We start from the raw sequence: 12,365 nt of genomic DNA on the forward strand, positions 1-12,365 counted from the left end.
CCTTATAAGTATTGATAAACATCGGCTTAAGCCGCCGTAAAGGTCATGGCCGCGCCATTCATGCAATAACGCAACCCTGTAGGTGCCGGGCCGTCGTCGAACACATGCCCTTGGTGACCGCCACAACGACGGCAGTGAATTTCCTTGCGCACCACGCCGTAGGAAGTGTCGACATGGCTGGCGACGGCGTTGTCCAGCGGCTGCCAGAAACTTGGCCAGCCGGTGTGGCTGTCGAATTTGGTGGTCGAGGAGAACAGCGGCAACGCGCAACCGGCGCAGGCAAAGGTGCCGGTGCGATGCTCATCGTTGAGTGGGCTGGTGTAAGGGCGTTCGGTGCCCTCCTCGCGCAGCACGGCAAATTGCTCGGCGCTGAGCAGGCTGCGCCATTGGGCCTCGGTGTGGGTGACCTCGAAGGTTTCGGCAGCTTCGGCTGCGGTGACCAGGCTGAGCTGTTTGATCAGGCCGCCAGCCAGGACGGCGACGCCCAGGCCGCCAGTGGCGAGTAGTATTTGTCGACGTGAGTACATATGTTTCTCCTCAACCCTAACCCTGAAGACTATCGATCGCGCTGTGGCGAGCGGGCTCGCCACATGAGACTCGCTCGTCGCTGCAATGAGGTAATCCTGGGCCCTGGACGGTCGCGAAATCCTCACGCAGAGTTAAACAATTCGTGATAACTACAGGGTTGCAAAACCCGCACAATGCGCGGACTACAAGCGAAGGTTTCTAAAGGTTTTCAGCATGGATCAGCCCAAACGTGTCCTCGTGGTCGAGGACGATGCGCATATTGCCGACTTGATCTGCCTGCACCTGCGCGATGAGCAGTTCGAGGTGGTGCACAGCGCCGATGGCGACGAAGGCCTGCGTCTGCTTGAACAAGGCGGCTGGGATGCGTTGATCCTCGACCTGATGCTGCCCGGCGTCGACGGCTTGGAAATCTGCCGCCGCGCCCGCGCCATGACGCGCTACACACCGATTATCATCACCAGCGCGCGTTCCAGCGAATTACACCGCATCCTCGGCCTGGAACTGGGCGCCGATGACTACCTGGCCAAACCGTTTTCGATGCCGGAGCTGGTGGCGCGGGTCAAGGCGCTGCTGCGCCGAGTCGACGCCATGGCGCGCAACCTGAAGATGGACGCGGGCAGCCTCGACCTTGGTCAGCTGTTCATTAACCCGCTGACCCGCGACGTCACCCTGCAAGGCCAGCGCCTGGACCTTACGCCGCGCGAATTCGACCTGTTGTATTTCTTCGCTCGCCAGCCAGGCAAAGTCTTCTCACGCATGGACCTGCTCAACGCCGTGTGGGGCTACAGCCATGAAGGTTATGAACACACGGTAAACACCCATATCAATCGCCTGCGCGCCAAGGTCGAGGCCGACCCGGCCAATCCGGTACTGATCCTCACGGTGTGGGGCCGGGGCTACAAATTTGCCGAGAGTTCGCCATGAAACTGACCCTGACCCAGCGCCTGTCGGTGGTGTTCGCCGTATTGCTGGTGATCTGCAGCGGCACCTCGGCCTGGCTGCAGGTGCGCTCCAACCGCATGCATGAACTGGAAGTGGTGCAAGGCCTGTCCCGCGACCTGGCGGCGCACATCGCCCGCGACACCCAACTGATGGACGCCGACGGCCTCAAGCCCGATGCGGTGCGCAACCTGTTTGGCCAACTGATGCTGGTTAACCCGAGCGTCGAAGTGTACCTGCTCGATATCGACGGACGCGTGGTCGGGAACGCCGCACCCGCCGGGCATTTGTTGCGCGACAAAGTCGATCTGGCGCCGGTTCGGCGCTTCTTGAGTGGCGCGATGCTGCCGATCCTCGGCGATGATCCGCGCAGCGTCGATGGGCGCAAGGTATTCAGCGCGGCGCCGCTCAAAGCCAACGGCCAGCAAACCGGCTTCCTGTATGTAGTGCTGCTCGGCGAAGCCCACGACGTCTACGACGCCAAAGACGCGACGGGGATGGCGCTGAAGATCGCCTTGTGGTCCATCGGCCTGGTTGCCCTGCTCTGCCTGTTGGCGGGCCTGATCGCGTTCGCCTGGATCACCCGACCACTGCGCCAATTGACCGAAAAAGTCGGCCAATTCGATATCAACGGCGCGCCAAAACCTGCGCACATCAACGCCACCGAACTCGACAGCGGCGATGAAATCGCCGTGCTCGACCACGCCTTTGTGCACATGCAAAACCGCCTGGGCGAGCAATGGCGCGCCATCACCCATCAGGACCAGGAACGCCGGGAAATGGTCGCGAACATTTCCCATGACCTGCGCACGCCGCTGGCGTCGCTGCATGGCTACCTGGAAACGCTGTCGCTGAAGGACGCCAGCCTCAGCCCAGAGGAACGCCGCCGCTACCTCGGCATCGCCCTGGACCAGAGCCGCAAGGTCGGCGGCCTGGCCCAGTCGCTGCTGGAGTTGGTGCGCCTGGAACATGGTTTCGTACAACCGGTGATCGAAGGCTTTTCACTGCCGGACCTGGTGCAAGACATCTTTCAGAAGTTCGAACTCACCGCTGAGGCGCGGTCCATTACCCTCATCGCCACCCTGCCGCCCCAGGTGCCGACCGTCATGGCCGACCTGGGCTTGATTGAACGCGTGCTGACCAACCTGCTTGATAACGCCTTGCGTCACACACCGGTCAACGGTGACGTGGAAGTGATCCTGTCACCCGAGACCAACAGTGTGGCGGTCAGCGTCAGCGACAGTGGCCTAGGCATTGATGTAGAACTGCGTGAAGGCTTGTTCCTGCGTGCCTTCACCATCGGCGGCGCCCGTCGCGATGGTGGCCTGGGCCTGCGCATCGTGCACCGAATCCTGCAATTGCACGGGCGCAGCATCGAACTGGTGGACCGCCCCGGACATGGCGCGACCTTCAGGTTCTCTCTAGAAACGCGGCGATCCGCGCGTTAACCCGCAGGGTTGGTGTTTGGGTGTTATGTAAGGAGCGCTCACGGTATTCACGTGGCGAGCAAGTCATCTGACGCTTGCATGCGCTGCTGAAGGCGCTGTCCGACTGATAACCCAACGCCTGGCCGATACTGGGCACACTGCTGCTCAAGGTGTTCAAGGCCTTTATCGCCAAGTGCATGCGCCAGTGGCTCAGGTACTCCTGAGGGGACATCCCGACTCTAGGCCTACCCCCAACGGAGAAGCGCTATGACCTGCCAACACTCAAAGAAACAACACATACCCTGTGGCGAGCGAGCTTGCTCGCGTTGGACTGCGCAGCAGTCCCACCCTCTGTGCATCACACTTAACTAACGGGCGCCCACCAACGCGGCAACAACTGGCGCACCCGCGACTCGCCAAAACGGTCATCAATCAACATCACCACACCCTCGTCCTGCTGGCTACGGATCACCCTACCCGCTGCCTGTACCACTTTCTGAATACCGGGGTACAGGTAGGTGTAGTCGTAACCGGAGCCGAAGATCGAGGCCATGCGCGCTTTCATCTGTTCGTTGATCGGGTTCAGTTGCGGCAGCCCAAGGGTTGCAATGAACGCCCCGATCAGGCGCGTTCCGGGCAAATCAATGCCTTCGCCGAACGCGCCACCCAGCACGGCAAAACCGATGCCCTGGCTGTGCTGGGTGAACTGATCCAGAAACGCTTGCCGTTCGAATTCAGCCATCCCGCGTGACTGCAACCACAGCGCCACCTGCGGGTGCCGCTCGGCCATCAACTGCGCCACCTGTTGCAGGTAATCAAAGCTTGAAAAAAACGCCAGGTAATTGCCGGGCCGTTGCGCGAATTGCGCGGCGATCAGTTCGACGATCGGCGCCAGCGAGGCTTGGCGATGCACAAACCGCGTCGAGATCGCATCGATGATCCGCACCTGCAACTGCTCGGCCTTGAACGGCGATTCCACATCGACCCACGCGGTGTCCGCCGGCAGGCCGAGCAAGTCGGCGTAATAGTGCCGGGGGCTCAAGGTCGCGGAGAACAGCACGCTGGTGCGCGCGGCGGTCAGCCTGGGGCGGATAAATTCGGCGGGCACTACGTTGCGCAGGCACAGGGTCGAAGCACTGCGTTTGCCACTAAACTGGCGCTTGCTGATATCAAAGATGAAGTGTTCGTTGAACAACTCGGCGACCTTGGCAAATTGCAGCGCTTCAAAATAAAACGCCTGCAGGTCGCCGCTGAGGGCGTCGGGGTGGTCGTTGAAGTAGTCGCCCATGGCGCTGGCGCACAGGCTCAGGGCCTGGAGCAACTTGTCGGGCTTGTCGACGTACGCCTGGTACGGCGCGAGCTGGTCCTTGTGCAGGGCGTTCCATTCGCGGTTCAGGCGTTGCAAGGGTTTTTTCAGTGGCTCGGGTGCGATGTCACGCAGGGTCTTGAGGCGGTATTGGTCGAGGCTGGCGCTGTACATCGAACGCGCACGCTCCACCAGGTTGTGGGCTTCGTCCACCAGCACGGCGGCACGCCATTGGTTCAACTGGGCCAGGCCGAACAGCATGGCGCCGAAGTCGAAATAGTAGTTGTAGTCAGCGACCACCAGGTCGGTCCAGCGCACCATTTCCTGGCTCAGGTAATACGGGCAAACGTCATGGGCCAGGGCCACGTCGCGCAGGTGGCGCTGGTCGAGCAGGCGCACCTTGGAAGCGGCCGTGCGCGCAGCCGGCAGGCGATCGTAAAAGCCCTTGGCCAATGGGCAGGCATCACCGTGGCAGGCTTTGTCCAAGTGCTCGCAGGCCTTGTCCCGCGCCACCAGCTCAAGCACGCGCAGCGGTAAATCGGGGCTGCTGTCGTAGAGCACTTGGGCGGCATCGAGGGCCAACTTGCGCCCCGGGGTCTTGGCGGTGAGGAAGAACACTTTGTCCAGTTGCTGCGGTGCCAGCGCCTTGAGCAGCGGGAAGATCGTGCCGACGGTCTTGCCGATGCCAGTGGGCGCCTGGGCCATCAGGCAACGGCCGGTGCTGACGGCCTTGTAGACCGATTCGGCCAGCGAGCGCTGGCCGGGGCGAAACTCGGCGTGGGGAAACGCCAGGGTTTGTGCGGCACTGTTACGCGCGTCGCGGTGCTGCATTTCCTGGCGCGCCCAGCCCAGGAACAGCGCGCATTGCTGGTTGAAGAACCGCTCGAGGTCGGCCGCTTGAAAGCGCTGGTTGAGCAGGGTTTCACCCTCACCAACGATGTCGAAGTACACCAGCGCCAAGTCGATTTCAGGCAGACCGAGCTTCTGGCACATTAACCAGCCGTAGACCTTGACCTGGGCCCAATGCAGTTGGCGGTGGTTGGCGGGCTGGGCGTCGAGGTCGCCGCGATAGGTTTTCACCTCTTCCAGGCGATTGCTGTCCGGGTCGTAGCCGTCTGCCCGGCCCCGTACCTTAAGCTGTTGGTATTCACCGTCCAGCGCCACTTCGCTCTGGTAGTGCGCGTTACGCCGCGAAGCCACGGTGCGGTGGCCGACAATGCCTTCCTGGGCGCTGGGCGACGGCGTAAAACGCAGGTCGAGGTCGCCGACCTTCGCCGTGAACTCACACAGCGCCCGCACTGCGACGCTATAAGTCAAGCGGGCTCTGCCCAGCGCACATAACAGACGGTGACCGGCATCTGGTACTCGCCACAAAACTCCAGCCAGCGTAGCTGGTTGTCTTGCAAGCGATCACCGGGCCCTTTGACCTCGATCATGCGGTAGGTCTTTTGCGCGGGCCAGAACTGGATCAGGTCAGGCATGCCCGTGCGGTTGGCGCGGATGTCCAGCAACAGCCGCTCGAACCAGTAGCGCAGGTGTTCGGCGGGTAGACAGTCCAACGCTTGCTCTAATAGCGCTTCACTGAGCAGGTTCCAAAATACGAAGGGCGACTGTATACCCCATTTGCTCACGTAACGCTGACGGATGGTCGCCTTGTAGCGCTCATCCCCGAGCTGCTCGAAGCAGGCGGCAAACAACGGCGCGCGGCGCTGATGAAAATCCTCGCTGTGCAGGTCCGCCGGACCGCGCTGGAACGGGTGGAAAAACGCGCCGGGCAACGGCGCGAAAATCGCTTCCCAGCACAGCAGCCCGAACAACGAATTGATCAGCCCGTTCTCAACGTAATGCACCGGCGCATCGGGCGCGCTGAGATGCGCTTGCACGCAATATTCCACCGACATCAGCGGCTCAGGGATGGCCAGCGCCAGGTCCAGCCGCGTAACAGGCCGCGGCTTAACCTTGGGCAGCGCCGGTTCCCCCAGCTTACGGCGCAGGCGTGGCAGCACTCGTAGCACATGCTGCTGCTCGGCGTCGCTTTGCGGGGCCTGTTGCGCGGCGCACGCCAAAGCCATGGCTTGCGCGTAATGCTCTTGGCGCTCCAGCACGCGAATCAGGCGCGAACGCGCGCCGGGATAAGCGCAATTGCGGTAGATCTGCTGTGCCAAGTCCAGTTCGGCGCTGCGCTCGCAATACTGGCCGATCTGAAACAACAACTTGGCGCGGCGCTTTTCCAGCCAGGGGTTGTCGGTTGAAAGCGTAGCGATTTGCGCCAGTACGTCGCTCAGCGCTTGCCCCGCTTCGAAGGTCTGCTGGCACTGGTGCAGGAACAGGAACCCGTGCACATCCTCGCGCGTGCACAGGCCTCGGGACTGCGCGCCGAATTCGACCTTTTCGTAGGTATAGATGCCCAGGTCAGCCAGCACGAACTCCGACCAATCCTGGTGCAGATTGCCGAAGAACATCAGCCGCAGGCGATCACACACGTCCATCACGTTGAGGCTGTAGAGCGCATCGCTCAGGTCCGGGCACCACTGGGCAAAGCTGCGCGGTTGCGTGAACTGCTGCGCCAATGACTCAAGCCAGTCGGCCTTCTTGCCTTTTGGCTGGTCAATCCAAGGTTTGAACGCCTCAAGGACTTCGCCTTTTTGCAGCAGCGCAAACAGCGCTTCAAAGCACAGCAGGCCCTGGTCATCAACCCAACCCTGCTGCACCAGTGCCAACGCGGCCGTGCGGGTACAGCCGATCTCGAGATAATTAAGTTTGCTTGCACGAAAGTGCACGCCCTTTCGCATGACCATGCGCACCAATAACGCCTGCGACGCTTGCGGCAACCTGTCAAATTGCTGAATGAAATGCCGTTCGTCCGCGTCGAGTAGATCGGCATAGCGTTGCCCCAGCCAGTGCAGCACTTGGCGGAAGTTATGCAGGTAATACAAGGGATCGTCGAGAGGATTGGGCATGTTGCACGCTGATCAAGTACTGGTTATGCATACAGAGTGACGTCGTAAACATGTTGATGCAATCGGTAATAGATAAATGGCACACGCAACTTTTCTTATAAAAGTGATCAGATAGTTCAGTTGATCGCGTAACATTTGTGGCCCGCAGCGCCTGGCGCGGGACTTTCCAGGGTTAAAAGTAAGGGTTATGAACATGAAGAATTTGGGTCTTCCACTGGTTGCACTCACTTTTCTGCTATTGACCGGTTGCTCAACGCAAACCGTGGTGACGTTGCAAAATGGCACGCAATACTTGACCAAGGACAACCCAAACACCAAAACAGCCGACGGCTTCTATGAGTTCACGGACATCGCCGGCAAGCACGTACGCGTGAAAGCCGCCGATGTCGCGACGGTACGCAAAGAGAAGTAATAACAAAAAGCCCCGGATCTACGGGGCTTTTTGTTGCAGCTTCAATACCGGTAGTACGGGCATTGGGTTACGGCCCACGCCCCTATTACTCAGCCGATGCTGACGCCATCCGCCCATAGGCCGCCGTGCCCGACGCCGACGAGTGTCACCGAGTCCGCACCAAAGGTGAGCACTGTATCGGCGCCGACCACCTTGGCGTGGTCGCGCAGGTCGGTACTCCCCTCCACGTCCTTGAACACCAACGTGTCGGTCGGCTGATAGCCAATCACCCGATCATTGCCAAAATGGCCGCTGAACAGAAAGGTGTTATGCCCGCTGTTGTCACGGATCGTGTCATTGCCTTTGCCACCTTCGATGAAATCCGCGCCCTTGCCGCCCTGAATCAGGTCATTGCCGTTACTGCCAATGATGAACGTGTTGCCCTTGTGCGGCTCGGCATTGCGGTTGAGGTCCTGCACCCAAGTGTTGGCTCGCGCCGGGTCGGACAGGTTGGCGACGATCACCGTGGAATCACGAGTCATCTGGTCGTAAAAGCCAGACTCGAGGATACGCGTCATGCCGTCGCCATACGCCGTCGGCAAGTGCGAGACCCAGGTCGACAGGTTGACGATGGAAAACGGCAGCACATTCCACAGCGTCGAGGCGTAGTGGTCGTTGAAACTGACAATATTGTCGGTGGTCGAGTCGTGGGGTTTGTCGTGCACGCCCAGGGACGACAGATTGAACGACGAGCCGTCCAGGGCGCGGAACACCGGGTCGTTTTCATAACCGATATTGAGCACCTTGTCGCCGGCACTTTGGGTAGGCGAGGCATAGGCGACGTAGTTGGCGTCCTTGTAGAACCCCGACCATTTGTTGGTGCTCAAATCCGCCATGCTGTTGACCGCCAGACCGCCCAGGCTGTGGCCGCTGACCACCACGTCCTTACCGGTCAGGCCGTGGGCACCCGCATAGTCGGCGATACTCTTGAGCAAGCCACCAAAGGCTTCGCCAGCGTAATTTTTTGCGTAATCCTTAGGCCCAAAGGCGGCAAGCAAATCGCTGATCAGGTCGCCGATGGAGTCGCTGATTAAGGTTTCTCGTGGCCCCGAGGTGCCGCGAAAACCGATGCCGATTTCCAGCAATTTGCCGGCGTCATCGTACTTGCCGAGCACCTCGACCTGCGCGCTGGTATAGCCGGCTTTTTCGCCAAAAAACGTGCCCCGCGCATCGACCTTGCCGCCGTAGCCCAGGGCATTGGCGCTGATCGGTGTCCAACCGGCTTTCTGCACGGCTTCAAGGGCGGCTTTTTCTGAGTCAGGGTTCCACGCAATACCCGGGATCACACCCTGCGAGTCGGTGCTGCCGAGCAGCGCACCGACCAGCGTGGCGGGCAGGCCAAAGCCCAATCCGTTGTGCTGATAACCCACGGCAAAGCCGTTATCCAGGTTGTGATAGGAATACAACGTGATCGCCATGGCATCAGCGAACAACGCTTTGGAGCCCTCGGAGCCGAGGTTTTTATAATCAAAGATACCCATGGTACTGCCTCTCTGTTGTTGGATTTGTAGAGAAAGCGAAAACACCGTTAGCCGCTAATTGTGTGTGGGCTTGTTTAGAACGCCCAGTCCAGGCTCAACCCCACTCCGTGCACTTTGTCCTTGCTCGCCAGCAAACCGTTGTAGTCAAAATTCACCCGTGCCGCCTTGCTCAACGCCAGGCTTACCCGCGCCCCGACCAACGCCGCATCGCGTACCATCGGTGCACTTTCCACCGCAAACGAAGGCCCGCCCGAGGCAAACGCCAGGTGTTGCTGCGAATCAGTGCTGCTCAAATTGTGCTGCCAGCCCAAGGTGCCAGATACGTCCAGTTGCTGGTGATCATTCACATTAAAGGTCTTCAACGCACGCACACCCAAGGTGCTCAACACCACATTGCGCGTATCGTCCTGACCTTTCAACGCTGCAGCATCGCCCTTCTCGGTAAAACCATCGGTACTCAGATGTACGTACGCCAAATTGGCAAACGGCTCCAGAGCCAGCGGTTGCAGGTTGACGCGGTACGCCGCCTCACCGAACACCTGGGTGCTGTTCGCATCGACTTTGACCTTCTGCTTCCCGGAAACATCGCCGTATTGCAGGTCGCGCTTCACATCCGCGCGGTGCCAGCTATAGGTCGCGCCGCCACTCAAGCGCCAGGCGCCGATCTCACGCCCGGCGTAAGCGCCGAAGTGGTAACTGTCCACCGCAGCACGGCTATGGGTGCCCTCGCCCATGTTCAATGAGGTGTCGCTGTAGCCGGCGACCACACCGATGCGGGTCGCTTCGTCCAGCGCACCATCGACCCCGGCGAGCATGCCGCCAATAGACGTGGTGTAGCCCGCCGTGTCGCTGCGGCTGTCGGTCTTGCCCCACGCGCCCAGCGCCTTGACCCACACGTTGCCATGGCTGTCGACGGTCTGACTGGTCGCGCCCATCTGGCCATTGCGCAGGCGTTCACCCACGGCTTCTCGCACGTAGCGGCTGTCATTGACCAGCGCGGTCTCCAACGCCGGGTAGATTTCGCCGCTCAGTTGCTGAAACGCACCTTGTGCCGAGCCCGCGTTCGGCGCCAACAGCACACTTTCATACACGGCATTGCCCGCGCCCAATTGCTCGGCTGCAGTGGCCACGGCGCGCTGGTTTGGTGTGGCCGCTGCACTGGCGAAACTGTTGGCCGTGCGCGCGACGTCAAGCTGTATACCGTTGGCCGCATAGTTCAGCGTGCCACCGATAAACAGGTAATCAGGCAGCACCGAACCGAAGCTGCCGGTAATGCCACCTGCCGCTTGCAGGATGTTGTATTGGCGACCGATCAAGCTCTGCGCTTGTGCACTGCTGAGCAGTGTCGGGCTGTTTTCCAGGGCCAAGGTCACAGTGCCGCCATTGAGCGTGGCCGTCCCACCGGCGACGATGCGGTCACTGCTGGTGGGCGACAGCTCCACCGCGTAAGTCGAGCCCGCGTCAAAAGTGACGTTGCCCGCCACATTCAGTGTGCCGATGGAATTACCCGGCGCCACGGTGCCGCCGCTCTTTGCGGTCAGCGAGCCGATGCGCCCCGAGCCACCCACCTTGCCGCTCTGGCTAACGGTGACGTCGGAGGTGACCGAGCCATTGATCGCCAGCAAGCCTTGATTGACCAAGGTCGGGCCGCTGTAGGTGTTGGTGCCCGTCAGCACCAACGCGCCGATGCCTTGCTTGGTCAGACCGCCGTGGCCCGAAATGTCATTGCTCCATACATCACGCCCGCAGTGCACGTCGTTGCAGATGCGCTGAGAGGGTTTGCCGGCATCCACCACGGCGCCAATCCCTGGCAAATCCGCAACAAATTGCCCACTGCCATACGCACCGTCGATACGAAACTCAGCCGGGATGTCCTCGGCGGTGATGAACATGCCTGGGCCGTTGACCGCCTTGCCCAGGTTGATCATGCCCCAACCGTACAGCGAATCGATGCCCGGTGCGCCGAGGTCGGTGGCTGTGGTTTTGAGCAGCGTGGAGACCTGCTCGCCGCTCAAGTACGGGAAGCGTTCCATCAGCACCGCCGCTGCGCCTGCTACATGGGGAGCAGCCATGGAGGTACCATTTTTATTGGCCCAATCGGTGGTGAGGTTTGAAAGATCGGTGCCGTTGATGATCGAGCTGTAGATCTTGGTGCCGGGTGCCGACACGCAGAAGCTGGCCGCATAACCGCAACGCGACGAGAAGGTGCTGATCACATACGGATCAGCGCTCGCGGTGTCCGGGTTTTGCTGCAACGCCGCGACCGACAGCCAGTTCGGCGCGATCTCCGGCACAAAGTACGCCAAACCCGACATCGCATCCGGGTTGTTGCGGTTGTAGTCGTTACCGGCGGCAAAGATCGTCAGCACGCCGCTGCGGGCCGCATCAATGGCGCCTTGATAAGCCCCCCCGGCAGTCGTGCCGAGGATCGGCCGGATATGATCGAACTGCGCCTGCGCTTCATTGACTGTGAAGTTGGGAAACGCCGGATCACGGCCGCCCTTGGCGTACGGGTCACCAATGCCGATGCCCCAGCTGTTGTTGATAATCCGTGCGCCGCTGGCCACCAGCCCGTCCCAACCTGCTTTGTACACCGCACCGTCGTTGCCCAGGATGATCCCGTCTTCCGGGCCCGGGTCGCCGTTTTCCGCGCTGATGATTTGCGCATTGAACGCGACGCCATGCATCGGCCCGCCGTCGCGGTTACCGGCGGCAATCCCGCCGACGTGGGTGCCGTGGTTACCCAGCTTGCCGTTGGAATCCTTGGACGGCGTGCCGTCGTAGCGAAACGCATCGCCAGCCTTCACCGGAATGTACGGGTCGGTGTATTGGCGAATGCCCTCGGTGACAACCGTCACCACCTTGCCGGGGCTATCGAATTCCGGGTGTTGGGCGTACACCGGCTGGTCGAAGATTCCCAACTTGACGCCCTTGCCGGTGTAGCCAGCGGCATAGGCGGCGTCTGCATGCACCGCGCCCAGCCCCCAGTCGGCCTTGAACTCATTGCTGCGCCAACTGGCGGCATCGCCCAATTTGCCGGTTTCCACATAGGGTGCGGCTTGGGCGGTCCCCAAGCTTGCCAGGCAGCACAGCAGCGCGCCGTATGGCACGCAACTCAGGGCCTTGAGCGGGTAGCCCGGGCCTGTGTGAGTGGCGGTGATTAACCCTGTCTTACGTTTGTTCACGGTGACCTTCCTTAGTTTTCTTATTGCACTTTTTTGGAAATCGATCGCTGCCAGACACCCTCGATCAACTGTGGGAGCTGACTTGCCT

Annotated in this window: 9 protein-coding genes; 3 read left to right on the forward strand and 6 right to left on the reverse strand. The window is 60.8% G+C overall.

What is annotated here, in order from left to right:
- Window positions 1-26: 26 nt before the first annotated feature.
- Window positions 27-527, reverse strand: coding sequence for a peptide-methionine (R)-S-oxide reductase MsrB (gene msrB, locus FW764_RS01165; protein ID WP_446432358.1), 501 nt, complete (start codon window positions 525-527; stop codon window positions 27-29).
- Window positions 528-741: 214 nt separating this feature from the next.
- On the opposite strand from msrB, the gene FW764_RS01170 reads away from it, so the two are divergent.
- Together FW764_RS01170 and FW764_RS01175 are read left to right on the forward strand one after the other, a co-directional pair.
- A complete protein-coding gene (locus FW764_RS01170; RefSeq protein ID WP_446432359.1) occupies window positions 742-1,452 on the forward strand; it encodes a response regulator transcription factor in 711 nt (236 codons plus the stop codon).
- Complete coding sequence (locus FW764_RS01175) at window positions 1,449-2,915, forward strand: ATP-binding protein (protein WP_446432360.1); 1,467 nt, start codon at window positions 1,449-1,451, stop codon at window positions 2,913-2,915. The genes FW764_RS01170 and FW764_RS01175 overlap by 4 nt, the downstream gene beginning before the upstream one ends.
- Here the strand turns inward: FW764_RS01175 and FW764_RS01180 are convergent.
- The 3 genes from FW764_RS01180 to FW764_RS01190 all read right to left on the reverse strand — a co-directional run bounded on the left by FW764_RS01180 (window position 2,878) and on the right by FW764_RS01190 (window position 7,160).
- The gene (locus tag FW764_RS01180) at window positions 2,878-3,126 is read right to left on the reverse strand and encodes a helix-turn-helix domain-containing protein (RefSeq protein WP_446432361.1); all 249 of its coding nucleotides are present in this window, start codon (window positions 3,124-3,126) and stop codon (window positions 2,878-2,880) included. The two genes, FW764_RS01175 and FW764_RS01180, sit on opposite strands and share 38 nt — an antisense overlap.
- A gap of 132 nt (window positions 3,127-3,258) precedes the next feature.
- Window positions 3,259-5,517: a helicase C-terminal domain-containing protein gene (locus tag FW764_RS01185; RefSeq protein WP_446432362.1), complete on the reverse strand. Its 2,259-nt coding sequence runs from the start codon at window positions 5,515-5,517 to the stop codon at window positions 3,259-3,261.
- Complete coding sequence (locus FW764_RS01190; RefSeq protein WP_446432363.1) at window positions 5,514-7,160, reverse strand: VRR-NUC domain-containing protein; 1,647 nt, start codon at window positions 7,158-7,160, stop codon at window positions 5,514-5,516. Before FW764_RS01190 ends, FW764_RS01185 begins: the two co-directional genes overlap by 4 nt.
- Before the next feature lie 187 nt (window positions 7,161-7,347).
- On the opposite strand from FW764_RS01190, the gene FW764_RS01195 reads away from it, so the two are divergent.
- Window positions 7,348-7,572, forward strand: coding sequence for a YgdI/YgdR family lipoprotein (locus FW764_RS01195; protein WP_446432364.1), 225 nt, complete (start codon window positions 7,348-7,350; stop codon window positions 7,570-7,572).
- A gap of 89 nt (window positions 7,573-7,661) precedes the next feature.
- Here the strand turns inward: FW764_RS01195 and FW764_RS01200 are convergent, their stop codons facing one another.
- Both FW764_RS01200 and FW764_RS01205 read right to left on the reverse strand, forming a co-directional pair.
- Window positions 7,662-9,092 (reverse strand): polyurethane esterase, encoded by a 1,431-nt coding sequence (locus tag FW764_RS01200; protein ID WP_446432365.1) that lies wholly within the window; start codon window positions 9,090-9,092, stop codon window positions 7,662-7,664.
- Between the two features lie 74 nt (window positions 9,093-9,166).
- On the reverse strand, window positions 9,167-12,277 hold the full coding sequence (locus FW764_RS01205) for an autotransporter outer membrane beta-barrel domain-containing protein (RefSeq protein WP_446432366.1): 3,111 nt from the start codon (window positions 12,275-12,277) through the stop codon (window positions 9,167-9,169).
- Window positions 12,278-12,365: the final 88 nt, after the last annotated feature.

It is taken from the genome of Pseudomonas sp. 1152_12 (assembly GCF_052850675.1).

Excerpts from the sequence above, each read along its gene's own strand:
- msrB (WP_446432358.1), bottom strand. The coding sequence starts at position 527 with ATGTACTCACGTCGACAAATACTACTCGCCACTGGCGGCCTGGGCGTC.
- FW764_RS01170 (WP_446432359.1), top strand. The coding sequence starts at position 742 with ATGGATCAGCCCAAACGTGTCCTCGTGGTCGAGGACGATGCGCATATT.
- FW764_RS01175 (WP_446432360.1), top strand. The coding sequence starts at position 1,449 with ATGAAACTGACCCTGACCCAGCGCCTGTCGGTGGTGTTCGCCGTATTG.
- FW764_RS01180 (WP_446432361.1), bottom strand. The coding sequence starts at position 3,126 with ATGTCCCCTCAGGAGTACCTGAGCCACTGGCGCATGCACTTGGCGATA.
- FW764_RS01190 (WP_446432363.1), bottom strand. The coding sequence starts at position 7,160 with ATGCCCAATCCTCTCGACGATCCCTTGTATTACCTGCATAACTTCCGC.
- FW764_RS01195 (WP_446432364.1), top strand. The coding sequence starts at position 7,348 with ATGAACATGAAGAATTTGGGTCTTCCACTGGTTGCACTCACTTTTCTG.
- FW764_RS01200 (WP_446432365.1), bottom strand. The coding sequence starts at position 9,092 with ATGGGTATCTTTGATTATAAAAACCTCGGCTCCGAGGGCTCCAAAGCG.